20 protein-coding genes are annotated in these 26,356 nt (G+C 44.1%); 1 reads left to right on the plus strand and 19 read right to left on the minus strand.

All coding sequences use genetic code 11. The features are described from left to right. Positions 1-3 precede the first annotated feature (3 nt). The 6 genes from G636_RS0106210 to G636_RS17515 all read right to left on the minus strand — a co-directional run bounded on the left by G636_RS0106210 (position 4) and on the right by G636_RS17515 (position 8,939). Complete coding sequence (locus G636_RS0106210; RefSeq protein WP_026507344.1) at positions 4-1,917, minus strand: sensor histidine kinase; 1,914 nt, start codon at positions 1,915-1,917, stop codon at positions 4-6. Between the two features lie 14 nt (positions 1,918-1,931). Continuing rightward, positions 1,932-4,343, minus strand: a complete 2,412-nt coding sequence (locus G636_RS0106215) for an ATP-binding response regulator (protein WP_026507345.1) — start codon at positions 4,341-4,343, stop codon at positions 1,932-1,934. A gap of 7 nt (positions 4,344-4,350) precedes the next feature. Next, a complete protein-coding gene (locus G636_RS0106220; RefSeq protein WP_035778960.1) occupies positions 4,351-6,231 on the minus strand; it encodes an extracellular solute-binding protein in 1,881 nt (626 codons plus the stop codon). After that, positions 6,231-7,049 (minus strand): ABC transporter permease, encoded by an 819-nt coding sequence (locus tag G636_RS0106225; RefSeq protein ID WP_242826928.1) that lies wholly within the window; start codon positions 7,047-7,049, stop codon positions 6,231-6,233. The genes G636_RS0106220 and G636_RS0106225 overlap by 1 nt, the downstream gene beginning before the upstream one ends. Next, positions 7,042-8,115, minus strand: coding sequence for an ABC transporter ATP-binding protein (locus G636_RS0106230; protein ID WP_026507348.1), 1,074 nt, complete (start codon positions 8,113-8,115; stop codon positions 7,042-7,044). The genes G636_RS0106225 and G636_RS0106230 overlap by 8 nt, the downstream gene beginning before the upstream one ends. Before the next feature lie 365 nt (positions 8,116-8,480). Further along, positions 8,481-8,939: a winged helix-turn-helix transcriptional regulator gene (locus G636_RS17515; RefSeq protein ID WP_330363920.1), complete on the minus strand. Its 459-nt coding sequence runs from the start codon at positions 8,937-8,939 to the stop codon at positions 8,481-8,483. A gap of 762 nt (positions 8,940-9,701) precedes the next feature. On the opposite strand from G636_RS17515, the gene G636_RS17520 reads away from it, so the two are divergent. Further along, positions 9,702-11,813: a hypothetical protein gene (locus G636_RS17520; protein WP_035778963.1), complete on the plus strand. Its 2,112-nt coding sequence runs from the start codon at positions 9,702-9,704 to the stop codon at positions 11,811-11,813. A gap of 207 nt (positions 11,814-12,020) precedes the next feature. Here G636_RS17520 and mscL read toward each other — a convergent pair whose 3' ends face one another. The 13 genes from mscL to G636_RS0106315 all read right to left on the minus strand — a co-directional run bounded on the left by mscL (position 12,021) and on the right by G636_RS0106315 (position 26,317). After that, positions 12,021-12,482 (minus strand): large conductance mechanosensitive channel protein MscL, encoded by a 462-nt coding sequence (gene mscL / locus G636_RS0106250; RefSeq protein WP_026507349.1) that lies wholly within the window; start codon positions 12,480-12,482, stop codon positions 12,021-12,023. Between the two features lie 48 nt (positions 12,483-12,530). After that, positions 12,531-13,406, minus strand: a complete 876-nt coding sequence (hflC, locus tag G636_RS0106255; protein WP_026507350.1) for a protease modulator HflC — start codon at positions 13,404-13,406, stop codon at positions 12,531-12,533. Further along, positions 13,406-14,431, minus strand: coding sequence for an FtsH protease activity modulator HflK (hflK, locus tag G636_RS17525; protein WP_155832330.1), 1,026 nt, complete (start codon positions 14,429-14,431; stop codon positions 13,406-13,408). Before hflK ends, hflC begins: the two co-directional genes overlap by 1 nt. A 20-nt stretch (positions 14,432-14,451) precedes the next feature. Further along, a complete protein-coding gene (gene hemZ, locus G636_RS17530) occupies positions 14,452-16,005 on the minus strand; it encodes a coproporphyrinogen dehydrogenase HemZ (RefSeq protein ID WP_051226604.1) in 1,554 nt (517 codons plus the stop codon). 3 nt (positions 16,006-16,008) lie between these two features. Further along, the gene (locus G636_RS0106270) at positions 16,009-16,659 is read right to left on the minus strand and encodes an MBL fold metallo-hydrolase (protein WP_035778964.1); all 651 of its coding nucleotides are present in this window, start codon (positions 16,657-16,659) and stop codon (positions 16,009-16,011) included. Positions 16,660-16,787: 128 nt separating this feature from the next. Continuing rightward, positions 16,788-19,079, minus strand: coding sequence for a RelA/SpoT family protein (locus G636_RS0106275; RefSeq protein ID WP_035778966.1), 2,292 nt, complete (start codon positions 19,077-19,079; stop codon positions 16,788-16,790). 10 nt (positions 19,080-19,089) lie between these two features. Continuing rightward, positions 19,090-19,614, minus strand: coding sequence for an adenine phosphoribosyltransferase (locus G636_RS0106280; RefSeq protein WP_026507353.1), 525 nt, complete (start codon positions 19,612-19,614; stop codon positions 19,090-19,092). A 560-nt stretch (positions 19,615-20,174) separates the two neighbouring features. Next, positions 20,175-21,791 (minus strand): chaperonin GroEL, encoded by a 1,617-nt coding sequence (gene groL / locus G636_RS0106290; protein WP_026507354.1) that lies wholly within the window; start codon positions 21,789-21,791, stop codon positions 20,175-20,177. A 131-nt stretch (positions 21,792-21,922) separates the two neighbouring features. Next, positions 21,923-22,207, minus strand: coding sequence for a co-chaperone GroES (locus G636_RS0106295; RefSeq protein WP_026507355.1), 285 nt, complete (start codon positions 22,205-22,207; stop codon positions 21,923-21,925). 290 nt (positions 22,208-22,497) lie between these two features. Continuing rightward, the gene (locus G636_RS17535; protein ID WP_051226606.1) at positions 22,498-23,385 is read right to left on the minus strand and encodes a metallophosphoesterase family protein; all 888 of its coding nucleotides are present in this window, start codon (positions 23,383-23,385) and stop codon (positions 22,498-22,500) included. 81 nt (positions 23,386-23,466) lie between these two features. After that, the gene (locus tag G636_RS17540; RefSeq protein WP_051226608.1) at positions 23,467-23,685 is read right to left on the minus strand and encodes a DUF6465 family protein; all 219 of its coding nucleotides are present in this window, start codon (positions 23,683-23,685) and stop codon (positions 23,467-23,469) included. Positions 23,686-23,708: 23 nt separating this feature from the next. Next, on the minus strand, positions 23,709-24,944 hold the full coding sequence (locus tag G636_RS0106310; protein WP_026507356.1) for an EAL and HDOD domain-containing protein: 1,236 nt from the start codon (positions 24,942-24,944) through the stop codon (positions 23,709-23,711). Positions 24,945-25,144: 200 nt separating this feature from the next. Next, positions 25,145-26,317: an NAD(P)-dependent malic enzyme gene (locus tag G636_RS0106315; RefSeq protein WP_026507357.1), complete on the minus strand. Its 1,173-nt coding sequence runs from the start codon at positions 26,315-26,317 to the stop codon at positions 25,145-25,147. Positions 26,318-26,356 lie beyond the last annotated feature (39 nt).

Here is a 26,356-nt window from a genome sequence, read left to right on the forward strand (position 1 = left end):
CCCTCACATTATGGGACTCTTATCCACTACCTTCTGGGGAATCACAGCATTGATCATTGACGCTTTGCCCTTACCGCTTTCAAACTGAAGCCTGCCGCCCATAGCTTCCGCAAGGCGCTTTGCAATGATATGCCCTAGCTCCGTCCTCTCATCATCTGTTTCTTCATATCCCTTCTCCATCGATGAGAAAAAAGACTGGGGACTATCATTTTCCGGCCCTTTTACACTTATGATCAGATAAAAAAGGGCTCCAAGATTCTTTTGAGATACAGACATCTCAACCTTACCATCTCTGGTATTAGTCAATGCATTCATGAAGATTGCTTGAAACAGCTGCCTGATATTGTTTTCATCCCCTCTAAGGATACTGGGAAGATTCCTGTCCAGCATGCATTTATAGCTTATACCCTTGTTCTCAGCTCTTTTGCTGGCACTATATATACAATCATTAAAGAGTTCTCTGGTAAAATAATTATCCTCATTGATGAGTAGCTCACCGGATTCCAGCTTGCAATAATCCTGCATATTATCTATGAGATCAGTCAGATCCCTGACTCTGTCCCTGATAATATTTACATACTCGTTATTGCTGGCGCCTTCCATTTCTCTCTCGATGATATCAGCGCTTGCCATTATCTTATTAACAGGGCTCTTGACACCTCTGCTCATAAGGGAGAGATAATCGGTCTTTAGCCTCCTGACCTGCTCTGAGATCTGCCTGTCATGAGTCAGCTTTACCAGATCATAGACCATGCTGCCCACAACAGAGGTAATAAGAAACACGATACCAAAACCATACATGCCCCTGGTGAAGGACATAAAAGGAATAAAGTATCCCACAATCTCCATCATGGCGCAGAAGAAGAACAACAGCATTCCGTATCCCAGTATCTTATATCTTTCAAAATATCCAAGCCGAATATCACTTGCAGTGGAATAAAAGATCACTATCATGGTATAAGTAACAGGGATCACAGTTAACGGCAGCGTATATGAAAAGTATGCAATATTCAGATAATGTAAAAGTGACATGGAAAGTCCTACAACGATCGTTAATACGCATCCAATCCTGTGGATCTTGTTATATCTGTATTCTGTCAGCCTGTTACTGAATATCAAAAAAGGAAAAGATATAAATCCGGCAATGATATTGCTCAGATTCCTCGCGCCTGTAAGATCAGGAATGACAAGCTGCATAAAGGTGTTATCAGTATAACCTCTGCACATCCTCCAGATAGCGATAAGAAAGATACCTGTTGCAAGGAATATTGTGGGATTATCCCTTTTATTGACCGCAGCAGCAAGAGATGCTACAAAAATAATAAGCGACATGACAAAGGTAATAAGAGTAGTCATAAAGACCTTGAGATTCTCGTGAAGCAGATATACCCAGATACCGGTCTGACTGCCCAGCATCACCTCTCCAACTTCACCTGCCAATAACGAATCAGACACTCCCTCAATCCTTACCTTCCTCCCTGAATCATTGATATAGAGCTTGGCAAAAACATAACTGTCAGGGCTGGTACGGGCTCCAAGACCGTTCTCACCGGGATGTATCACATATTCCCTTCTTAATTTGTCATCCACATATATCTTCATATCATGACGATTATTGGGAATAGCCAGCCAGCTCCCGGCTGTGATATTGACAGGCAGCACGTTTTCGATCACATAGCCGTTATCTACAGTCTTGACGTTGCCCGGTATATTTACAGGCAGATGCTCATCATTATCAAAGACCTCCACCCATCCTTCCGTAATGGTCCTCAGGCTCATCTTCTCGCTTCTGGGGCCGGCATTTTTTTCCGAAAAAAACAGGATCATGAACACAATAAGGATCATCAGCGCAAAGGTATAGGGAGCTATATTATTTTTTAGCTTATTAAATAATACACTGCTTCTAATCTTGTCCATGGTCACTCTTTTCTTCACGCCCTGGATAAGAGCATGTAATCATCTTCATCACTTACAAATATATGATCTGATACGATCTTGGCTTCTTCAGGCAGATTATTCCATATAAAGTTCTCAAGCTCACCCGGAGCAAGAGGCTTGGTCAGAAAATCATCAAACCCCTCTCTTCTGAACCTGTCCCTAATCTGTTCATCATCCCGCGAAGTCATTGCAAGTATGATGCTGTTCTTGCCTCCCGGTCCGCATCTGCCCGATTTCTTGATTATATTCATAGCCTGGGCACCATCCATATCAGGCATGTGATAGTCCATAAGGATGATATCGTAAAAGTGACAGGCAGCCAGAGTCACTGCTTCTTTGCCGCTCCTGGCCAGAGACAGGTTGACATTCAGTCCCTTGATCAGGGCATAGATCACATTAAGATTATCCGGGGTATCATCAACTGCCAGTATCTCGGCAGTTGGAGCTGTAAACTTGGGGATACCCCTCTCGTTATAGATAGTGCTGTCAATGTGCTTATCATACTCCGGATCCTCCTTGAAAGGGATGGTAAAGAATACATCCGTACCATAACCGGGCTTGGTATCGATCTCCATTTTGCTCCCCATCATTTCCAGAAGCCTTTGGGCAACGGGTACACCCAGTCCCAGACCTCCTTCTTTGTGGTAGGCATTGTCATCATTTCTGTTAAAGGGCATAAAGATCTCGTCCATCTTCTCTTTGGAAATGCCTCTTCCCGTATCCTTGATATGGAATGACAGATAAAAGGTCTTTTCACCTTCATCATCAATTGTCTTTTCTCTGGACTTTAATAGAGATACAGTAAATGAAACACCGCCCTTATCAGTATATTCCAGTGCATTATCTATAAGCTTTTTTAATACCGCTTCCAGCTTCTTGCTATCTCCTCTTACCTTGGCAGGACAGTTTTTATCCAGGTAAAAGATGAACATCAGATGCTTGAGAGCAGCCTTTTTTCTGTAATATTCATTAAATGCCCATAGCATCTCAGATAGATTAAAGCTCCTGTCAAGAAGTGCCACTTTGTGGTTCTCAAGTCTGGAAAATTCCAGGATATCTGATAGAGTCTTCTTAAGTTCAAGCCCCGACTTGACTATCTCATAGCCGTGCTTATTGGAATCATCCTTGGCCAGAACTCTTCCCGCATCAATGATCTCTTCCACAGGGCTTCCAATGTCATCACTCATTCCTTCTATAAAGTCGGCTCTGACATTACCCATCCTGCCGGCCATCTCCTCTTCTTTACGCCTGTCCATGATTCGAAATACAGAATCAAGCATAGCTGCTGTAAGAAGGACCACCAGACCAAAATTAACAATGCCGCTAAAGAAAGTACCGGGATCGATAAAATAGATAAGTCCTGTGATAAGACCCGAAAGACCAAATATAACATAGCCTGTACCAATGAATCTGTATGAAGCTGTCAGACAGCGCAGATATTCAATATAGATGATCATACCCATAAATATGATACCGGCCATAACAGAACCCAGAATAAACTTTACGAAATGGACATAATTCAAGATCTCATATTTATCCATGACATGAAGGAAAAGGGCCAGAAACATATAGTAATATTCAAATATCTTGCAGAAAATATGATATCTTTTTTCCTGGATCTTATCCAGATAAGCTATGAAAGGCACCATGAGCATGGCAGAGATGATATAAGAAACGTTCGATACTGTTTCAATATCACTGTAAATCAACTGTCTGATACTGCTTCCTGTCAGTTCCCTCATGGTATAGAGAATGCCGCCTACAGATATATATGAGAGCATACTCCTATTACCACTTCTCAAGGTTATGACAATGGATATGATCAGACTTATAAAACTGATGACCAGAACAACAAAAGAAAAAACAAGACTCTCAGCGGCTCCACCTGAATAGTGCAACCAGATACCGCTTTCTGTCCCCATATAAATATTGCTGATAAGGCCTGTAAAATCCCTTGCAGGAGAATAGAGTTCGATCCTCATATCCTTGCCTGCATCCTCAGGCCAAAGCAGAGTAAAGAGATAGGCTTTGGGATTGGCATAGGAACTGTAAGTGGCTCTATCCTTGCCGTAATGATACCTATGCTTGCCGTCTATATAGATATCAACATCCTGATGATTACTTTCCAGCGAAAAGTATGTACCCTCGGAGATAACCGAAGGAAGAATATTCTCAATGACAACGGTATCATCCTCAGGAAAAAGATTCCCGGGGATATCAGCAGGTGCCCTTCTTCCATCCAGGAACACCTGCTCCCAACCCTCGTCAAATAAAGTGCACTTTAAGTCATCCCCATACATGCCTTCGCCTGTATTGAGGACAAGAGAAACGAACCTGACCAATATGGATAAAAAGATAATAATGCATACCGCCGCACCGACCGTAGGCCTCATCTTTTTTAACATAGGATATTTACTCCGCTGCCTTCACCTTTTTCCACAGATCGTTATATATTTTATCGGCATCATTTCCCAGATATTGATACACTTCGCAATTAGATAGTGACTCCTCTGAAGGAAATGCTACTTCAGAATTTTTAATAGATTCATCTTCTATAAGCTCCTGAGCTTTTTTATTAGGAGTCGTATAAGTCACAAATTCAAAATTCTTAAGGGCAATATCCTCTCTGCAGAGGAAATTGATCCATTTAAGGGCATTTTCCTTGTGCCTTGCATCTTTGGTGATGCACCATCCGTCCAGCCATACATTGGAACCCTCATCAGGGATCACATATTCAAGATCAGGATTCTCTCTCTGTGTATATACTGCCTCTCCCGAATAGATCACACCAAGAGCTGCCTCTCCGCCTATCATCTTGTCTCTTACCTGGTCAATGACATAGGCCTGTACCAGAGGCTTCTGGGCTATAAGATCAGCGGCAGCCTTCTCCAGTTCCATGCGGTCCGTGGAATTAATGGAGTAGCCGTTTCTGGCAAGAGCCACCATAAAAGCATCTCTTACAGAATCCTGCATCAATATACTGCCCTTGTATTTAGGATCCCAGAGGATGTCCCAACTATTTACAGGTCCGTCTACCATGGTCTTATTGTACAATATACCAACAGTGCCACAGAAGTTTGGTATAGTATATTTGTTGCCGGGATCAAACTGCGCAGCTGATTGCATATAAGCTTCGTCCAGATTCTCCTTGGCATAGGGCAGCTCATCCCAGTCAAGAGGAGAAAGCATGTCTTCGCCTATGAGCTTGGAGATCATATAATCAGAGGGACATACAACATCATATGCAGCACCATCTGATGCCAGCTTGGCATACATGATCTCATTGGATTCAAATTCGTCATAGACCACTTCTATACCGGTCTCTTCCTGGAAGATCTCTATGACCTCCGGATCTATATATTCGCCCCAGTTATATACATATACCTGATTGGACTTGCTCCTGAACACGCCTCCAAAGACAAGGCCCGCTGTGATCATGACTACTGCAAGTGCAATAACAGCGATGGTCTTACCAATGGGAAGCCTTTTTTTGGCAGCATAACTGTCTTCCTTGCTGCCTGCCCTCTTGGCCTTATTATATCTCATGATCCTGCTACCCAGCATGATCACGATCACCATAAGGAAGATTATGGCTGACAGAGCATATATTTCGGGCTGGATACCTCTCTTGACCTCGTTGTATATCTTGGTTGAGAGGGTATCAAAGCCGGATCCCTTGGTAAAGTAGGTAATGATAAAGTCGTCCAGACTCATGGTAAAGGCCATCATGGCTCCCGAGAGCACTGCCGGCATCAGATCAGGGAGAATGGTCTTTCTGAATGCAAAGAAAGGCTCTGCACCCAGATCCAGTGCAGCCTCATACACAGAAGGATTGATGGTCTTCATACGAGGCATGACGCTAAGCATCACATAAGGGATATTAAAAGTGATATGAGCTATGAGTACAGTAATAAAGCCTGTATTCATATGTAGGAACCTGAACAGGAGCATCAATGAGATACCTGTCACAATATCAGCATTGATCATAGGTATATTAGTGATACCCATTATGAACGCTCTGGACTTACGCCCAACTCCCATAAGAGCCACACAGGTAAGGGTTCCTATAACAGTTGCCACCAGGGTAGAGATCAGGGCTATTGTCATGGTATTGGCAAGAGCATTGATTATCTCAGAATCTCCAAAGAGATTAAGGTACCATTTAAAGGTAAAGCCTCCCCAGCGGGCCCTTGATTTGCTGGCATTAAAGGACAGCACTATCATGGTCACAATAGGCAGATACATAAATACCAGTATCAGACCCATATAGAATCTTTCCAAAAACTTTTTCATCAGTTGTCTCCTTTCTGCTCAGTAAGAGCGGAGACAACCATGCTGATCACAATAAATACCATCAGCACCAGAGACAGTCCAGATCCCATATTCCAGTCGTACACAAGTGTAAACTCCTGCTCTATCACATTACCTATAAGCAGTATCTTGGAGCCGCCCATCATGGTGGAGATGGCAAAAGTGGTCAGGGCAGGAATAAATACCATAGTGATGCCTGAAAGGATACCGGGTACGGTAAGCGGCAGGGTGATCCTAAAGAAGGTCTGCAGAGCGTTGGCCCCCAGGTCCCTTGCAGCACTGATAACATTGTCATCAATCCTGGCCAGAGAGTTATATATAGGCAGTATCATAAAGGGCAGGAAGTTATATACCATGCCGATCACAATAGCCGCAGGAGTATTGATCACACTTATCTGAGGAAGCCCAAAGAAAGACAGTATGCCATTGATCACGCCCTTGTTTTCCAGCAGAGTCATCCACGCCAATGTCCTAAGGAGGAAATTCATCCACATAGGCAGGATAAATAAAGTGGTGATGATACCCTGTGAGCTCACCTTATTGGAAGCAAGTATCATCCCCAGTGGATATGCGATCATGAAGCATATAAATGTACTGATAACAGAGAGAACCATGGCAAGAGCCAGGGCCTTGCTGTTCTCGGGAGTAAGTATAGCTGCCACATTGTCAAAGGTAAAAGCCCCTGAAGTGTCAGAAAGACCATAAAAAAGTATCATGATCAAAGGGACCACGATAAAGATCACTGACCAGGCTATGTAGGGGGACACCAGGGCAGCCGAAGCTTTAGATTTCTTAAACATCGATCGCGATTGCCTCCTCATCCTCAGACTGAGGTTTCTTCATAACCTGGATATTAAAGGGATCTACACAGATGTCTATTTCCCTTCCGGCTTCCGCCATCCTTGTAGAGTGAACCAGCCATTCGTAGCCGCCGGCTTCCACTTCCATCTCGTAGTGAACCCCTTTGAAAATGACATTTTTGACTACTCCGGGCAAAGTACCGCTTCCGGCCTTTACAAGTTCCACATCTTCAGGGCGGATCACCACATCCACAGGCTTATTTTCTCCAAAACCCTTATCCACACAGGCAAAATTGGTCCCAAGAATATTAACAAGCTCATCTCTTACCATAACAGCGGGTATGATATTGGAATCACCTATAAAGTCAGCAACAAAGGCATTCTCAGGCTCATTATAAATAGTCTCGGGAGAGCCTTCCTGCTGGATATAGCCCTGATTCATGACCACTATATGATCAGACATGGTAAGAGCCTCTTCCTGATCGTGAGTGACATATATAAAGGTGATGCCCAGCTCATTTTTGAGCCTTATAAGCTCGTATTGCATATCCTGCCTGAGCTTAAGATCAAGAGCTCCAAGAGGCTCATCAAGAAGCAGCACCTTAGGTTCGTTAACAATAGCCCTGGCGATGGCTACCCTCTGCTGCTGACCGCCTGAGAGAGAATCAGGCATACGTTTCTCAAAGCCCTCCAGATTCACCAGTTTCAGCGCATACTTTATCTTGTCCTTGATGTACTGATCAGTCTTGTTCTTGATCTTCAGGCCAAAAGCAATATTCTCTGCTATGGTCATATGGGTAAAAAGAGCATACTTCTGGAATACAGTATTAAGCTGACGCTTGTTGGGAGCCAGGGAGGTGATATCCTTGCCGTCAAAGATCACACGTCCGCTGTCAGGACTCTCAAACCCGCCTATTATTCTCAAGGTAGTGGTCTTACCACAACCTGATGGTCCCAGTATAGTAACAAATGAATTTTCATGAATACTCAGATTCAGGTCATCCAGGATCACCTGGTCTCCATATGCTTTGGAGATGTTCTCCAATAATATTAGATCCTTAGCCAACTTACACCCTCCGAATTTATAAATATACAGTCCAAAGACTTTTATATCACAGTTGAGATTTAAATGATACCTAAATAATTGACCAAAAATGACGGATAAAACCGTCATTGTTACTGCTTGCCTGTTATCAGTGCTATCATGGTCATTAATAAAATGTGAATAGCAACAAATGAGGTAGGTGTCAAAAGTTCCTTTTGACACCTTATGACTAACGGATTGTTCCGTTTCTTCGAAACTCTCACAATCCTAAAACATGAGCAAATCCGCACTACGTGCTACTTTGCTCATGTTTTGCGGGTCATAAATTCATATTCGATTTCGAGCAAGCTCGAATCGAAATGACTTTTGACCCTTACGTCAACAAATCATTGTGAAATTAGATTATTCTCTCCCCAGGCCTTTAACTCCAGAAGTATGGGTATCATACTCTCCGCCTTGGGAGTGAGGGTATATTCCACCCTAAGTGGCATCTCATTGTACTGCTTGCGCTCTACCAGCCCGTCTTCTTCCATTTCCCTAAGTGATGCAGACAGCATGGTATTGGTGATACCATATATCTCCCTCTTCATGTCATTAAAGCGGCCCACGCCCTTAAAATCTATGAGACATAGGATCATTATCTTCCATTTACCGCCTATAATATCAAGGACCCTCTTAAGACCGCAGCCTTCTCCGCCTATGGTCTCACAGAGCTTCTCCTTTTGACTTGTCTTCTCCTTTACATTAAGCGGAGTGCAGCTGTTAGCCTCCATCTGAGCACTATCCGCCTTCTTTTCACCTTTTACTGTTTTCTTTTTATTTATAAGCTTTTCCTTCTCTGCCATAGTTCACCTCACGCATCACTTTTTCTTTATGAAACTTACCTGATCTCAATCTCTAACTATTTTTTCCTGCCGGATATAACACAGCCATCATAGCCATCATAGCCATCATAGCCATCAGCAGGATTATCTATATTCCTACTCTTCTTTGTCCATACTCATTTTTTTATACCTACTCATTATATCATACCCAAGTTTTTTCATACCATCAATTCACTTGTCTTTTTTGCAGATTTATTCCGCACAACCAATTCCCCGCTAGATGATCACGAGCATCATCCTCCAAGCTTCCAAACGGCAGCATTCCGCAGCATCCTCCTCCAGCATCCAAACGGCAGCATTCCACGTTTGCGCACAATCGAACTGCATAATAATGGTGCAAGGCGTCTTCATAATAGCGCTGCCACAGAAAGTTATTTTCCGCAGTGAGCTTTCACTACAAATGGCATAAAATCTTGGATTCTTTATCCAAGATTATATGTTTTACTTATTCTTCATACGCAGGCTTCCAGGCGCCCACGAGAAAATTGTCTGAACGGGCTGAAAGCCCGGAGTTTTTTCGAGTGCGGCGCATTAAAGGGAAGGCTGCGGAAGAATATAGTAAAACGCCATTTGTAGTGCAGCAAACGAGGAAAATAACTTCTGCAGCAGCGCAGTTCATGCCAAATACGGGGTAAGCCCAAAACATTATTAAAATTACTATAGTACCCACGGAAAGATGCCGATATATTAACGTAGTGAGAAAGTATTCAGGAAGGATTCCTTATGCAGATCATTGAACTGACCAAGGGGCAATATCTCCATAAAAAAGGAAGCACCGTATCCACCATAGATATCATCTCCAAGGGTGAACTGCGTGTCAGCGGAGAAAACCTGGAATTCAGACTGGGAGGAAGCGAGATCGTCGCCCTCATGGAGGCAGCCGGGGGCGAGAGACGTTTTGACTATCAGTGCGAAACAGACAGCTGCGTTGTATGCTCATATCCCTATTCTGACTTATCCGACCTCACAGCGATCATAAAGGCCAATCCCAAAATAGCGCCGCTTCTGTGCTCAGGGATCATCAAGACTATCCACTCCGTAGATGATGCGCTGAATGCTGCTTATGAGGAAATCGCAGCTGCTTATGATTCTGTAAAATCAGACCAGGCCGATTATCCAACTCTATGCGCTTTCACAGGCAGCAACCAAATGACCTTTACCGAACTTATCACTTTAACTCCTTGTCCCAGGCCCAATCCTCTTCCCGGCTGGACCATACCTGCCATCAAGGGGCTCTTTGAGCACGATTCCTATTTTAGAAAGAATCTCTATAGCATAAGCGCTGACATTGATACAGGCATCATCTGCTCTCTCTCATATATACTCAAAGATTTGAAAGAAGCCGCTATTGAGCTTAGCTCCTACAAAAAAGATTTTGACGAAAAGACAAGGGAATTTCGTAATACTATCAATATCATCCGTGCAAAAGCTGAATCCATAACCAATAATACCGGCGATGATGATTCCGTACCGGAATTCAAGAATGTTGCAGAGACCCTTATGTCCTATGCCGGTCTTGACGCCGAAACTGCTGACATGTTTTTAGTAGCCCTGAATAACTACAAGCACATGACCACAAGGGACAGCTATTCCGACGAATACAGACATGTCAAGAATTCCCTGACTCCGCTTTTCTATAAGCTATATTCCAAGGTATTCTTCAAGACGCTAACAGATGACAATATACCCGAAGTAGTTATGATGTTCTTGCTATTTGGCTATTCCGATGAAGATCTGCTCTCAAGGCCTATGACAGAGAACCTCTACAGGACCATGAAATCCATTATCCCGGATAAATCCGGCAAGGTCATGACCCTCTATGACTGGCTCAAAAAAATATACTACATGGAAATAGAGCCTTCCAGAAACGAGTTCAACCTTGACTATGCAGGCTATCTCAAGGAGCAAAAAAGTCAGGGCGTCATAGACGAGGACGAAGTAAAGCGGCTCTTTGATGATCCTGCCAACAGAGTATTATTCGAGATCAATAATTTCTTTATGGTAGAAAACAGGGTGACCTATGGCCAGGCATCCAGCTTCATCCCCCTTATGAAGGATGAAGACATGATAAAGTCACCTGCCGAATGTATCATGAACGCTTCTGCCATATATGGCGAGCTGGATAAGATAAGGCATGATGATTTCAGCCTCTTCTACAGAGAGGTCATGTATTCCAATCCCAAAGCAGGGCTCAACACCTACTTTTACAATGAAGAGGTCCTGCCCTATTTTGTACTCCTCCCCAATTGCGGCTCCAAGCTCAGCCTCTGGCAGGAGATCGAGGGCAAAAAGAGAAACACCCCGGCCAGATTTGCCATATCCCTCTTCCATACTGCAGACCTCTATGATAATCTCCTTAGAGCTTGCGGTGAATACAGGTGGGAAATGTGCAAGACCATACAGGGTGTACACTGGAATGATGTGACAGATCCTTCACTTACTGCAGAATATTGTGATTATCTCCAGTTCTACAAGAAGAACAGGATGCTCAGCAGCGAGCAAAAGGAAAAGATATACCAGGAACTCAAGAAATACTCCAATAGATATAATACTGTATTTATAGCCAATTACATGTCCTATATGAAATTTGAAAGAGTAGGTTCCCTGCGTCTGAACAAGCCTGCGCGCTCTATTATCTTTAGCTACTGCCCTTTTAGTAAGGATCTGAGGCAGCGTCTTGCTTCCTCTCCCCAATACGGAGAGCTATTAAAGGCCTATGATATCAAGAAGAGCGCAGAACTGCATACTCTGGCAAACCTTATGGCCAAGGTCGAAAAGACAGGAGCCGAGATGCCTCAGGAACTCATAAAGCAGAAAAAGTTCCTGGAAATGTAAAAAAAGCTCAAAAAGCCAGTAGAAATCAAACTGTTACAGGTCTTAATTCAACTAGTGATCAAATCACTTTTTGAAATAAATAGACATATTAAAAACTCACCATCAAGAGCAGCAAGTACTCCTAATGGTGAGTTTGTTTTGCAAATGATCATTCTAAGATAAAAGTCACAAGACTTCAATCCTGCAATTCAATCTATCATGATTCTATCAAAGCGCTGATGTGCAGTGAGGGCACTTTGTAGCATCCTTATTGATCTCAGATTTGCAATAAGGGCATATCTTAACAGGCTTAGGTGCCTCTTCTTCCTTCTTGGAAAGCTTGTCCCTAAGACGGTTCATAGTGCGAACCAGGAAGAATACTACTATTGCCATGAGCAGGAAGTTAATGACTACTGTAATGAATGTACCATAGTTAAGTGTAGCTGCTCCCATCTCCTGAGCCTGTGCCAGTGTGGCATACTTGCCGCCGTCCAGTGCAACAAACCAGTTGGTAAAATCAATACCGCCTGTAATGACACTGATTATAGGCATGATGATGTCGTCTACAAGAGAGGTTATGATCTTCTGGAATGCTCCTCCGATAATAACACCCACTGCCATATCCATCACATTGCCCTTTGTGATAAACTCCTTGAACTCACCGATGAAACCCTTTTTTTCTCCTGCCATCTTCGGCTCCTTTCCCTGTACAGAATATACGAGTTAATTGCCTTTTATTCAATCAGCATTCCCATACAATATTCTAACAAGCTCAGAATCCTTGTCAAGAATGATGGTATCTTCACTGCCTGAAAGACTGTTCTTTAGAGCTTCTATGGATCTGGAATAATTATAAAACTCAGCCTTATCCTCAGTATTATAAGCCTCGGATAATATCTTCATATACTCTGCTTCGCCCTCACCTTCAAGGCTGGCAGCTGTTGCCCTGGCTGCAGATTCCTTAATGGATACCTGCTTGTCTGTCTCATTTTTTATCTTCTGAGCTTCAGACTCACCTTCTGCAGTATAGGATGCTGCGATATTCTGTCTTTCTGAGATCATACGCTCATATACTGCTTCCCTGTTATCCTCAGGAAGATCCAGAGCCTTTATCTCAGCCTGGAGTATTTCTATACCGTAGCCCTCAAGATCCTCCTGGGCATTGGTGGTGATAGCGCTGGTCAGCTGTTCACCTCTTGCAGCAATGACCTCTTCCTGGGTCATGGATGATATTTCAGTCTTGGTAGCATTATAAACAGCTGCCTCGATCCTCTCCTGAGCCCTGTCGGATATAGCATTTAGTGTCTGGATATACTTCTTGGGATCAGTTACTTTCCAGAGTACATATGTATTAGTGATCATGCTCTTCTTGTCCCTGGTGATAACATCTGATTCGGGAATATCATAGATCACAGTAGCTGCTGATATAAACTGGCTGGTCTCTATAAAGGGAACCTTAAAATAAAGCCCCGGATCACTCTCAATCCTTGTAACCTTACCAAACTGTCTTATAGCAGCATATTCCTTGGGATATACAGTATATGTGCATGAGTAAAAAATGAATAGAGCGATCGCTATCACTGCCAGAGGCAGGATCAGTATTTTCTTCTTCATCAGTTATTTCCTCCCTCAGCTGAAGCTGTATCATTTGCTAAGCTGTTCTTTGGCGCTGCAGATTCTTCTCCCGTGAAGCTCTCAAGAGGCAGCATCTCCTGGGTCTGGCCATCAGTGATTATAACCTTGGCACCGGGAAGTACATTCTCTATGGCTTCGTAGAACATACGCTGTTTGGTGATCAGAGGATATTTTTTGTACTCCTCATACATAGCATTGAATCTTGCTGTCTCACCTTCAGCTTCTGCTATCCTTGCTTCCTTGGCAGCCTCTGCAGCCTGGATTATAGCATCAGCGCTGGCATCTGCTGCAGGTATCTGCTCACTCTTGTACTTATTTGCATTGTTGATCTTGGTTTCCTTGCTCTGCTTAGCTGTTTCCACCGCTTTAAAAGCCTGTATGATCTCTGCGGTAGGGGGCTCGGCATCCTGTACTGATATGTTGGTAACCATAAGACCTATATCCTGATTCATAAGCTCTTTTGCCAGGATCTCTTTGACCTCAGCCTGGATCTGGCTCTTACCTGTGGTAATTACCTCATCTACAGAATAATTAATAACTGTTGATCTGATAGCTGCCAGAGCCACGTTCTTCATGATCTCTTCGGGATCCTCTGAGTTAAAGAGATATCCTACAGGATCAGACACCTTGTATTCCATATAAAAATCTATATCTACAAAGTTAAAGTCCGAAGTGATCATGATACCTTCATCATCAATAGTGATATTCTGGCCATTATCATCCACCGCATAACCAATACCGATACCATGGGTAGTCATATCCACCTTGTATACCGATTGTATAATAGGCAATTTAAAATATAGACCCGCTGTATTGGTGGTCACCACCTTACCAAACTGTACTACAACAGCCTGCTCCTCTTCCTCTACGGAATAAAAGCTGCCGGAGATGATCACAAAAGCGATGATTGCAACTATTATTGCTGTGATCAGGCCTCCGATCTTGCCCTTATTATTTTTGATGCTTTCACTAAAATCCACATCTACTACTTTGTCCTTCTTCATAAGCCTCCCTTTCTATATTGTTAATTGATAAAGAATTCCTTCATCTTATGAGATGTTTCTTTACAGTTTTCCATATATAACTTTACATCCTTGGGATTGCCAAAGCGTTCTATCCTGCCCTTCTCTGCTCCGCTATATACTCTCTTGGATACAGAGCCTGACCCCAGAGCCAGTATACTCTCTGTCTCCTCCATTGTGACTACATTGTAAAAGCACATCTTCCCTTCCCTGCCGTAGCCTGTATTTTCAAAATTACCTCCAATATTCTTTTGCCTGTAGAGGTAATAAGGATGAAGGTCCATGCGCGCTGCATAGCTTGATGCCAGGTTCATCATCTCACCAGAGGTATCAAGGCCTCCCAGGCCATTTTCCTCCACGTATTGATAAAGATATGATGACCTCTTGATAGCCAGAGAATGAACTGTAAGCTCATCTGGAGAAAGCTCCAATATCTTCCGGAGTGTGTTCTCCACATCCTTCTCTGTCTCCCTGGGAAGTCCCAGGATAAGGTCCATATTGATATGATCAAATCCTGCTTCTCTTGCAGCATAATAGCTTTCTATGGTCTGCCTGCTGTCATGTGCTCTTCCTATGAGCTTTAGGGTCTCATCCTTCATGGTCTGGGGATTGACGGATATTCTGGTCACTCCCCATTTCTTCATGACCCCTAGCTTGTCCATATCTATGGAATCTGGCCTTCCGGCTTCTGTTGTAAACTCCCTGATCTGTCCCAGGTCAAAAGAGCTGTAGATCGCATCATAGAGCCTCTCAAGCCTGCCCGGTGATAATGTTGTTGGTGTACCACCTCCTATGTAGACACTGTCACATCTCATGTCTTTAAAAACAGACGACATCTGTCTCATTTCATATTCAAGGCAGGACAGATAATCATCTATCTTCTTCTCCCATACAGCTGCAGGTGATGACATAAAGGAACAATATGCACATCTTGTGGGACAAAAAGGAATATTGACATATAGGGAATATCCTCTGCCATCCACAGTGCCCTGAAGTATCCGCCTCTCTCTGCCCGCTATCTCCATAGACAGATCAGCCTTTTCCCTGCTGCAGAGGAAGGTATCCGTCATATAGCTGTAAGCTTCATCCCGGCTTTCTCCTCTATCAAGCTTGTTTAGCACTATTTTCACAGGTCTGATGCCTGTAAGTGTACCCCAGGGAAGGCCAGAGCCTGTAATAGCGCTGAGAGCCCTGTACAGGAGCTGTTTGCATACATTCTTTGGCGAGTCCGCTACAATTGAAGAATCTACATTTTCATCCTTCAGGCATTTTTCTCTAAGAGATAGCTCTTTACCTTCTTCAGGACATGCCTTAAGAGATATATAGCCCTCTTCCCAGCTAAGCTCGATATAGATGACAAGCCTTACTGCTTCGCCATTCTCTTTTGGATTCTTATCCACGGACTCAGACTTTAATCCAGGAGCATTCATTAGCTCTTCACCTTGCTCAGGCTCTGCTTTCAGTTCAAGCTTTACCTCTTCGCCCGGATAAAAGCTTTTTACCAGAGAATGTATATCATAAAAATATTTATCTTTATTTATATATACTAATATCATAGTTTAAACCATATTAAAATAGTAATTATAGCGCTTTTCGTCACCTATTGTGCTGGATCCGCCGTGTCCGGGGAGTACCAGAGTAGAATCAGGGAGTATTGACAGTTTGTCCTTAAGACTGCGCACCAGCCACGACATGGATCCTGTAGGAAAGTCGGTCCTTCCCACAGAGCCCTCAAAGAGAGTATCTCCGCTTATGAGTATACCGTCTTCCTCTATATAGTAGCAGCAGCTCCCTTCAGTGTGCCCGGGAGTAGCTATTACCTTGATCTTAAAGCCTGCCTCTTCTATTATCTCTCCGTCCTTTAGCCATTTATCAGGCCTTACCACTATGGGAGCGCCATTTCCTGCAGAGAGGTTCATCTCCGGATCTGCGCACATGGCCTTCTCTCCTTCATAGGCTGCTACAAGAGCACCGCTCCTATCCTTAAGCTCATCCAGGCCTCCTATATGATCAAAGTGAGCATGGGTAAGCAGAATCATGCTCACCTTCAGACCTTTCTCAGATAGCTTGTCATATATCAGTGCACCTCTGTCTGCAGGGTCAAAGACTATGCAGCTCTTCTCACTGTTCTCATCGTCGTCATCCTTGTAGATAAAATAGCAATTGGTGGCCACAGGGCCAAGTAGCATCGAACCAAGCTTAGTTTCCATGTCACACCTCCTGGAGAGCATTAACAAAGGCCCCGGCTGATCACCTGTCAGCACAGGGCCTTATTTGTTACTGCGATCCGGCTACCGGCCGGGGACATGCAGTAACATTTTACGATCATTCTATAGCATTAACCGGTACTTCGCTCTATATCTATAACATTCTCAATAGCGCGAAGCTTATCTGTAACAGTTATCAGTTCTTCTCTGCTGGATACCTGGAATGAGGTTTCCATGGTGGCCAGGCCCTGCTTACTGGTCCTGGTATTAAGGGATATGATACTGATATTGTTCTCAGTCAGTACTCTTGATACATCTGCCAAAAGGCCCTTACGGTCATTGGCAAATATCTTGATATCCGCAGCATACTTCTCGCCGCTAAGGACAGAATCACTCTCCCACTTGGCTTCTATAAGCCTTGATCTGTCTTCTGCCACCATCTTGGTCACATTCACACAGTCGCTTCGGTGGATGGATACGCCTCTTCCTCTGGTGACAAAGCCTACGATGTCATCTCCCGGTACAGGATTGCAGCACCTGGAGAATCTCACAGCCACATCATGTACGCCTTTTACGATGATGGCACCGCCGGACCAGTTACCGCCTACGCCCACAGGGCCGTAGGATTCATTGGCTGCAGCCAGCACCTCTTCATCAGTGAGATTCTTATGATGATCTCTGTCATAGAGCTCTACCAGCTTATTGACTACGCCGCCCTCTTTGAGACCACCGTGTCCTATAGCTGCCAGTACCGCATCCCAATCATGGAAGCCGTACTTGCGCACTATGATATTCATATATTCGGGCTTTGCTATATCGGACAGCTCTATACTCTTGGTCTTGCAATAATCCGCGATCAGTTCCCTGCCCTTTGTAATATTCTCTTCCTTAAACTGAGTCCTGAACCACTGGTTGATCTTATTTTTGGTAGAAGTAGAGCGGGCTATGGAGAGCCAGTCTCTGGAAGGGCCTTTGGAATTCTGGCTGGTGATGATCTCTACCCGGTCGCCGTTCCTGATCTTGTAATCTATAGGCACCAGCTTGCCATTGACTTTGGCTCCTATCATCTTATTGCCTACTGCAGAATGTATGCTATAGGCAAAATCTATAGGAGTGGAACCGTTAGCCAGATTCTTGACATCACCCTGAGGGGTAAAGCAATATACATCATCACTAAAGAGATTCAAGTCACTCTTTAAGAGATTCATAAATTCCTGGTTATCACTCATGTCCCTTTGCCATTCAAGGATCTGTCTGAGCCATACCAGCTTTTCTTCTTCCTGAGTCTCTATCTTCTTGCCATCAGAGGCTTCCTTGTATTTCCAGTGAGCTGCGATACCGTACTCAGCAGCACGGTGCATATCATAGGTCCTGATCTGTATCTCGAAGGGTACACCGTCAGTACCAATGAGAGTAGTATGCAGGGACTGATACATATTAGCCTTTGGCATGGCTATATAATCTTTAAACCTGCCGGGTATAGGCTTGTACATCTCATGGATCACGCCCAGAGCTGCATAGCAGTCTTTGACACTCTCCACTATGATCCTCACTGCAAAGAGATCATATATCTGATCCAGAGTCTTGCCCTGATTGTGCATTTTCTTGTATATACTAAAGAAATGCTTTACTCTTCCATTAACTTCGCCCTTTATACCGGCATCTGCAATGGCCTTTTCTATCCCCTGAGCGATTGACTCAACATAGGATTCACGTTCTTCCTTCTTCTGGGCCACCTTGGCCTTAAGATCGGCATATATCTCAGGCTTTAAATATTTCAGTGACAGATCATCAAGTTCTACCTTGATCTTGCTGATACCAAGCCTGCCTGCTATAGGTGAATAGATGTCCAGTGTCTCCTGGGCTATCCTATGCTGCTTCTCGCTGGGCATATGAGCCAGCGTCCTCATATTATGAAGTCTGTCCGCAAGCTTGATGAGTATGACTCTGATATCCCTTGCCATAGCCAGGAACATCTTTCTGAGGTTCTCAGCCTGCATCTCAAGCTGCTCTGCAGGTTTATTCCTGTAATCCTCAGGCAACTGCAGATTTTGCAGCTTGGTAACACCATCTACAAGAAGAGCTACGTCTTCGCCAAACTCATCTTCTATCTCAGACTTGGTCAGGATAGTATCCTCAACCACATCATGCAAGAGTCCTGCAGCTATAGTCTCCTTATCCATCTCCAGATCAGCAAGTATGATACCCACGCAAAGAGGATGGATGATATAAGGCTCGCCGGACTTTCTTAGCTGATCCTTGTGAGCTTCGTGTGCTATATTGTATGCCTTCTCGATCATAGTGATATCATCGGAAGGGTGATATTTACGAACACGCTCAATAAGGCCCCTGTAGAGATCCTCCGGAGCCTGAAATTCTTTTATGGATTCAATTTTGCCGTCATCAAAGCGTTGTTCTATCATAACGTCAGTATTATTTGCCTTCGTATACTACTGCACTGTCAAGGCGGTATCCCTTGATTCTGTCTCTGCCATTAAGACCCGCCAGTTCCATCATTACCAGAACACCTGCAACCTCGCCGCCCAAGGACTCGACCAGTTTGATCATAGCCTCTGTAGTGCCGCCTGTTGCTATAAGATCATCCACGATCAGTACCTTCTGACCGGGAGTGATGCTGTCCTTATGCATCTCCAGAGTAGCCTTTCCATACTCCAGATCATAATCAACAGAAACAGTTTCTGCCGGAAGCTTACCCTTCTTTCTGATCAGTACAAAAGGCTTATGCAGATTATATGCAATAGGTGTACCAAAGATAAAGCCTCTGGATTCAGCACCTACTACCACATCAAAATCAAGATCCTTTACCTTGTCCTGCATAGTATCAATAGCAAGCTTAAGGCCATCGGGATCCTGCATTACGGTAGTAATATCACGAAACATGATTCCTTCTTCGGGAAAATCAGGAATAGTACGTACGTAATCTTTAAGTTCTTTCATTTCATCTTCCTCCTAACGCCGTTATGGCGCATGAATATAAGCATATTCTAGCAGGAAAAGACTCTGGATGCAAGAATGGCGGGGCTTATTGGATAGTTAAACTCGCAAACATTATTAGATTGTCGCAGCTATAGAAGTTATTTTCCACGTTCGCCATACTTCAAATGACGTTTTACTAAATTCTTCTGCAGCCTTCTTTTCAATACGCCGCACTCGAAAGAAACTCGTCTGGCGAAGGATGATTACATCCCCCTTCGCCATCCTCAAACATCTTTCTCGTGGGCGTTTTGAAGGCTGCATATGAAGAATAAGTAAAACTGTCATCTGAAGTAAATGCTCACTTTGTAAAATATACTTCTACAGCTGCGCAACAATTCTTGTGATTGCGAGTGAACAGCAAAATAGAATATTCTCCAAATGATACATATTGAGATTAAAACACGAATATTCGGAAACCGCTCCTTTGCTTCGCAAAGGGCTACTTCCTCATATCAGGGCGGTTCATGAAAAAGAGGGGTCCGGCAAGCGAGCTTGCCGACCCCTCTTTTTATGAACCTGTTTTAATACATCCCAGCAGGTGCTGCGGGAGCTGCCGGAGCGGGCTCCTTGATAGTAGCTACTGCTGCTTCTGTTGTCAGGAATGAAGAAGCAACTGATGTTGCGTTCTGAAGAGCGGATCTTGTAACCTTAGCAGGATCCAGGATACCGTCCTTAACCATATCTACATACTGCTCTGTGTAAGCATTGAAGCCTACGCCTGTTTCGGATTCCTTAACCTTGTTTACGATAACGGATCCGTCAAGACCTGCGTTAGTTGCGATGCGGAAGAGAGGAGCTTCAAGAGCCTTCAGTACGATCTTGGCACCTGTCTTCTCATCACCTTCAAGGTTCTCAAGAGCCTTTGCTGCTTCCTTGGAAGCGTGGATGTAAGCACTTCCGCCACCGAAGATGATACCCTCTTCTACAGCTGCTCTTGTAGCATTCAGAGCATCTTCCATTCTGTACTTAGCTTCCTTCATCTCTGTCTCTGTAGCTGCACCTACGCGGATAACTGCAACACCGCCAGCCAGCTTAGCCAGTCTTTCCTGAAGCTTTTCTCTGTCGAAATCAGATGTTGTATCTTCAATCTGCTTCTTGATCTGAGCGATCCTGGAATCGATAGCGTCCTTGTCACCTTCGCCATCTACGATTGTAGTCTTCTCCTTGGTAACCTTTACGCTCTTAGCTCTTCCAAGGTCATCAAGAGTAGCATCCTTGAGCTCAAGGCCAAGGTCTGAAGAGATAACCTTACCGCCTGTCAGGATAGCGATATCCTGAAGCATCTCTTTACGTCTGTCGCCGTATCCGGGAGCCTTAACAGCTACTACATTGAATGTGCCGCGCAGCTTATTTACGATCAGTGTTGTAAGAGCTTCGCCTTCAACATCCTCAGCGATGATCAGAAGCTTCTGACCTGTCTTAACGATCTGCTCCAGAAGAGGCAGGATATCGTTGATGTTGGAGATCTTCTTATCAGTGATCAGGATAGCAGGCTCCTCAAGGTTGGCCTCCATCTTGTCCATATCTGTTGCCATGTATGCAGAGATATAACCTCTGTCAAATTCCATACCTTCAACCAGATCAAGCTCTGTCTGCATGGTCTTGGATTCTTCGATTGTGATAACGCCGTCGTTGGATACCTTCTCCATAGCGTCAGCGATCATCTTACCTACTTCATCATCACCTGATGATACAGCAGCAACTCTCTCGATCTGCTCCTTGCCGCTTACCTTTGTAGCCATCTTCTTAACAGCTTCAACTGTAGCGTCTGTAGCCTTCTTCATACCCTTTCTCAGTACGATAGGGTTAGCACCTGCAGCCAGGTTCTTGAGACCCTCGTTGATCATAGCCTGAGCCAGTACTGTAGCTGTTGTTGTACCGTCACCTGCTACGTCATTGGTCTTTGTAGCTACTTCCTTAACAAGCTGAGCGCCCATGTTTTCATAGGGATCTTCAAGCTCGATCTCTTTGGCGATGGTCACACCGTCGTTTGTGATAGTGGGAGCACCGTAGCTCTTATCGATAACTACGTTTCTGCCCTTAGGTCCGATTGTAACGCCTACTGTATCTGCAAGCTTGTTGACGCCGGCAACCATTGCCATACGTGCATCATCACCTGATTTGATCGTCTTTGCCATGATAAAACCTCCTAAAGTTATATCTTTATAAGTATTGAATTCTTATTGCTAATGAGTATTATTTTCCGGCAAATGATACCGGAAAGGATATCCGGATCAATTGTTTATATCAAACGACTCCTGATCAGCTATTATTCTATAACAGCCAGGATATCATTCTGCTTTACAATGATGAAGGTCTCATCATCCAGCTTAACTTCTGTTCCTGAATACTTGGAATAGATAACATGCTGGCCAACCTTAACTTCCATCTTGATCTCTTTGCCGTCAACAACTCCGCCGGGGCCTACAGCGATCACTTCTGCCTGCTGGGGTTTTTCCTTTTCCTTACCGGGAAGTACGATTCCGGATGCAGTGGTTTCCTCTGCTTCAAGCTGCTTTAATACAACTCTGTCTGCAAGTGGTGTTAATTTCATGATAAAGCCTCCTTTATATGGATAAAAAAATAACGTATTCATTTTGTTAGCACTCACATCTATCGAGTGCTAACTCACAAAAGATATAATACTTTTACAATATACAAGTTGCAAACCCGGATATGCAAATATATCCAATGTATTTCTCGCATAATCTCTTATATACTCGTTTATTCTCTTATTTACTCTTTGCACCCATGAAAGGGACATGATAAAAGCCCGCAAAACGCCCATTTCATGGGCGTTTACAGGCTCAGTAAGAATTAGCTTCTTCTTTATTTATTGTTTTTTTATTTTTTAAGAGGAATATCCTTGCCATTAAGGTCTATCCTGTATTCCTTGAGGGCCAGGGCAAAATAGCGCTCAGGTATATCCGGCCATCTGGCCTCTCCCCTTTCCTGCTCACACAGCTGGGTAGCTCTTAGGAGAACAGCTTCATTGAGGTCCAGCCCCGTCCTTATGGTATGCATAGTGACTGCAGCCCAGGCTGGTGCCATCTCTGACAGGCCGGAAGAAGCAAACTCGGATAATATCTCTTTTCTGTCATAATCAAGAGCATAATACTCTTCTTCCCAGCTCCTTCCTTCGCTTCTGATCACTGCAAACTGGGTCTTGCCACCATGATTCCAGGGCACACCTATAGATCCGGGATTAACGGCCTTCTTATCCTTGTAGCTATAGCTTTCCTGCTCATGATGATGACCATGAAGCAGTAGTCCTGTCTTTAAATGTGACACTATCTTTCTGGTATTACGCCCTTTTTCCAGCATAAGTTCCCTGGAGGACGTGGGTGAACCGTGACAATACTCAAAAGAAGGCATCCCCTTCATTTTCCAGATATCATATATTGGCAAAGAGTCAAAGAAATTCAGATCTTTGACCGTCAGATTCTCATATGTATACAAAAGCGCTCCACTGGCAGAACCTTTTTTCCATCTCTTTTCCCCTTTTTTCCTGTAATCCAGTAGGTAGTCCTCTCTGTTCCCCCTGATCATATAGCAGGTAAAATACTTCTTCATCATATAGATGAGCTCCATGGTCTTGCCCGGATTAGGGCAATCGCTCACATAATCCCCAAGGAGGACAAAGTGAGTGATACCCAGGCTCACCGCCTTGTCAAAACAAGCCTGGAGCGCGCTGTGATTGGCATGTATATCGCTAAATACAGCTATATCCATTTATCAATATCTCCATCTACAAAAGTAGACCTGCCATCCAATAAGGATAGCAGGCCCTGAAATTCACATATCTTGAAACTATCAAAGTTCAAACGAGCCGGAATCTACGCCATTAGCCACATAATATACCCTGCCCTCTTCAGGTTTAACATACAGGTCAAGGGTCTTAAGCTCTGATGCCTTCTTGCCCAGTTCGCCGGTCCAGAATGACTTTGCCTTTGTCAGGATCTCATCATAAGTCACGCTCTTGCCGTCATACTGGATCTCAACATTTGTCTTTACTGCTGCCTTAGCTGCCATTTCGATTCTTCCTCCATATATGATTATTTATTAGCTGGTGCGACCAGTTTTCTATACCATACAAGGGCATCCAGATATGCCTTGTATACCTCATCCATGTCAAGCTCTCCTACGATGATCTGCCTGAAGACTTCCTGCCAGGATGCTGTTTCATAATTAGTTATAAAATCGAGAACGGGATAAAGCTTGCCGTTTCTGTTCAAAAGAGCATTTTCTATATCCTTGGTAACATTGACAAGTTTAAGTGCTTCTTCCATGGGCTTATCCAGGATCAGGTTAAGCACAGAGAACAGTCCCATAAGGAAGAGCTCGGAACTGGCTACGCCCATTCCAAAGGAAGGTGCCAGATTCTCTGCAAACCTGGCTCTGATCATAGACAGCCTTGCTATCTCACTGGGCCTGTCTGCGCAGAGTTCTCTGGTCACTGCTGTGGTGATCCATTTCTTAAGCTCCTTTTGTCCCAATAGTGCAGCAGCCTGCCTTACTGAGGAAATATTGGAGCTGACAGTGATCCTGTTGACCATCTCCAAAAGAGAGATAACAAGAGCTGTATCCTGACCTATGACATCAGCTGCCTGGGTCAGCTCAAAATCAGGATCATTTACCACGTTAAGGAGCTGTATGTATGTAGCCTTCAAAGGAGCCACTTCAGTGTCGCTGCTGGTAATGGGCATCCTGAAGAACTCACCTTCGTAGAAATCATATCCCGATTTCTCAGATACCAGCTTATCGTAATCTTCTTTGCTGTTGACATTAACAGCGATAAGCTTGATATCCGGGTACATGTGACTAAAGTAGAGATGTGCCTTGACTATATCGATCTTATTGTGATCCAAAAGGATATAGTCACACAGATCCAGCACTGTCTTGTAGTTTTCAAACTGTGCCGGAGAGAGCTTTTTCATAGCCAGCTTGTAGCCATCAGCCTTGAGCTCTTTTAGCCTGTTCACATAGATGTCTTCCGGAGTGACATAAGAATCTATGATCAGCACCTGCCTGCTATGATCACCCTCGCAAAGTGAAGGTATATCTGCAAATACAGATATATTATTGACCTCAATAAAGAGCTCGCTGTCACTGGCAAGTGCGTCCATGCCTATGCTGTTGACCACTTCAAATCCGTCCACTTCTCCTGCGCCGTCAAGAGATGCGGTTCCCTGATAGCGGGGATTGACCAGCGTATTTTCTCTTTTGGCCAGGATAGAATAGGCCTTCACTTCCATCTTGTCGTCAAATAAAGGTATCAAAGTTGCAAGCATTTGATATCCTCCTTCTTCGTCAGACTTCGTTATCTACTTTATATTGTACACTCATTGTCGTGATTTTGATAGTTTTTTATTCTTTTAATATATAAAATAATCAAGATAACCCACCACCTTTAGGTGGTGGGAATATCTTGATTACGGGTGCGGGGTTATAAGCCCCGTACCCGTAGAACTGCGTCAGCAGACAGGCCCTATCAGATCCTTGCAACACCTGTCCTTCTGGCAGCTTCTGCGGTAGCTTTTGCAACTGCATCCTTTACCCTGGGATCAAAAGCTTTAGGAAGGATATTATCGGCTGAAAGCTCATCATCTGATATAAGACCTGCTATGGCCCTGGCAGCAGCGATCTTCATCTCATCATTTATATCACTTGCTCTAACATCCAGAGCTCCTCTGAATATACCGGGGAAGCACAGTACGTTATTGACCTGATTAGGGAAATCAGACCTTCCCGTGGAGATGACAGCAGCACCTGCAGCCTTTGCTTCATCAGGGAATATTTCAGGTGTAGGATTTGCACAGGCAAAGATGATGGGATCTGCTGCCATGGTCTTTACCATATCTCCTGTCAGAGTACCGGGGGCAGATACACCGATAAATACATCGGCGCCCTTTATCACTTCAGCAAGACTTCCTTTTTCGTGAGCAAAGTTTGTGATCTTTGCCATCTCTTCTTTAACAGGGTTAAGACCATCTCTTCCCTCATAGATAGCTCCCTGCCTGTCTGTCATGATGACGTTCTTAAGGCCCATAGCCATCAGCAGTCTGATGATAGCAATACCTGCAGCTCCCGCACCGCTGGTCACGATCTTCACATCTTCCAGCTTCTTGCCCACGAATTTCAGCGCATTCATAAGGCCTGCAAGAGTGATAACTGCAGTACCGTGCTGATCATCATGGAAGATCGGGATATCTGTACATTCCTTAAGCTTCTTTTCTATCTCAAAACACCTGGGAGCGGATATATCTTCAAGATTGACTCCGCCAAAGGAGCCCTGGAGAAGTTCTACAGTCCTGACAATATCATCCACATCCTTGGACTTTACACACAGCGGTATAGCATCTACATCACCAAAAGCCTTGAAAAGAGCACATTTACCCTCCATAACAGGCATACCGGCTTCGGGTCCTATATCACCCAGCCCCAGTACAGCAGTACCATCAGTAACCACTGCAACAGTGTTCCATCTCCTGGTGAGCTCATAGCTCTTATTGATATCCTTCTGGATCTCCAGGCAGGGCTGTGCTACTCCCGGTGTATAAGCCAGGCTCAGGGCCTCTGCGCTGTCTACGGGAGCACGCAGACCTATCTCGATCTTACCTGCCCATTCATAGTGCTTTTTTAGTGATTCCTTTGCGTAGTCCATTTCTTTTCCCCTGTTTCTTTTATTTTTTACAAAAAAGTG

The sequence above is a fragment of the Butyrivibrio sp. MC2013 genome (genome assembly GCF_000424585.1).
Classification (GTDB): Bacteria; Bacillota; Clostridia; order Lachnospirales; family Lachnospiraceae; genus Butyrivibrio.

Coding starts and splice junctions, on each gene's coding strand:
- G636_RS0106210 (WP_026507344.1), bottom strand. CDS start 1,917: ATGGACAAGATTAGAAGCAGTGTATTATTTAATAAGCTAAAAAATAAT.
- G636_RS0106215 (WP_026507345.1), bottom strand. CDS start 4,343: ATGTTAAAAAAGATGAGGCCTACGGTCGGTGCGGCGGTATGCATTATT.
- G636_RS0106220 (WP_035778960.1), bottom strand. CDS start 6,231: ATGAAAAAGTTTTTGGAAAGATTCTATATGGGTCTGATACTGGTATTT.
- G636_RS0106225 (WP_242826928.1), bottom strand. CDS start 7,049: ATGTTTAAGAAATCTAAAGCTTCGGCTGCCCTGGTGTCCCCCTACATA.
- G636_RS17515 (WP_330363920.1), bottom strand. CDS start 8,939: ATGGCAGAGAAGGAAAAGCTTATAAATAAAAAGAAAACAGTAAAAGGT.
- G636_RS17520 (WP_035778963.1), top strand. CDS start 9,702: ATGCAGATCATTGAACTGACCAAGGGGCAATATCTCCATAAAAAAGGA.
- mscL (WP_026507349.1), bottom strand. CDS start 12,482: ATGGCAGGAGAAAAAAAGGGTTTCATCGGTGAGTTCAAGGAGTTTATC.
- hflC (WP_026507350.1), bottom strand. CDS start 13,406: ATGAAGAAGAAAATACTGATCCTGCCTCTGGCAGTGATAGCGATCGCT.
- hflK (WP_155832330.1), bottom strand. CDS start 14,431: ATGAAGAAGGACAAAGTAGTAGATGTGGATTTTAGTGAAAGCATCAAA.
- hemZ (WP_051226604.1), bottom strand. CDS start 16,005: ATGATATTAGTATATATAAATAAAGATAAATATTTTTATGATATACAT.
- G636_RS0106270 (WP_035778964.1), bottom strand. CDS start 16,659: ATGGAAACTAAGCTTGGTTCGATGCTACTTGGCCCTGTGGCCACCAAT.
- G636_RS0106275 (WP_035778966.1), bottom strand. CDS start 19,079: ATGATAGAACAACGCTTTGATGACGGCAAAATTGAATCCATAAAAGAA.
- G636_RS0106280 (WP_026507353.1), bottom strand. CDS start 19,614: ATGAAAGAACTTAAAGATTACGTACGTACTATTCCTGATTTTCCCGAA.
- groL (WP_026507354.1), bottom strand. CDS start 21,791: ATGGCAAAGACGATCAAATCAGGTGATGATGCACGTATGGCAATGGTT.
- G636_RS0106295 (WP_026507355.1), bottom strand. CDS start 22,207: ATGAAATTAACACCACTTGCAGACAGAGTTGTATTAAAGCAGCTTGAA.
- G636_RS17535 (WP_051226606.1), bottom strand. CDS start 23,385: ATGGATATAGCTGTATTTAGCGATATACATGCCAATCACAGCGCGCTC.
- G636_RS17540 (WP_051226608.1), bottom strand. CDS start 23,685: ATGGCAGCTAAGGCAGCAGTAAAGACAAATGTTGAGATCCAGTATGAC.
- G636_RS0106310 (WP_026507356.1), bottom strand. CDS start 24,944: ATGCTTGCAACTTTGATACCTTTATTTGACGACAAGATGGAAGTGAAG.
- G636_RS0106315 (WP_026507357.1), bottom strand. CDS start 26,317: ATGGACTACGCAAAGGAATCACTAAAAAAGCACTATGAATGGGCAGGT.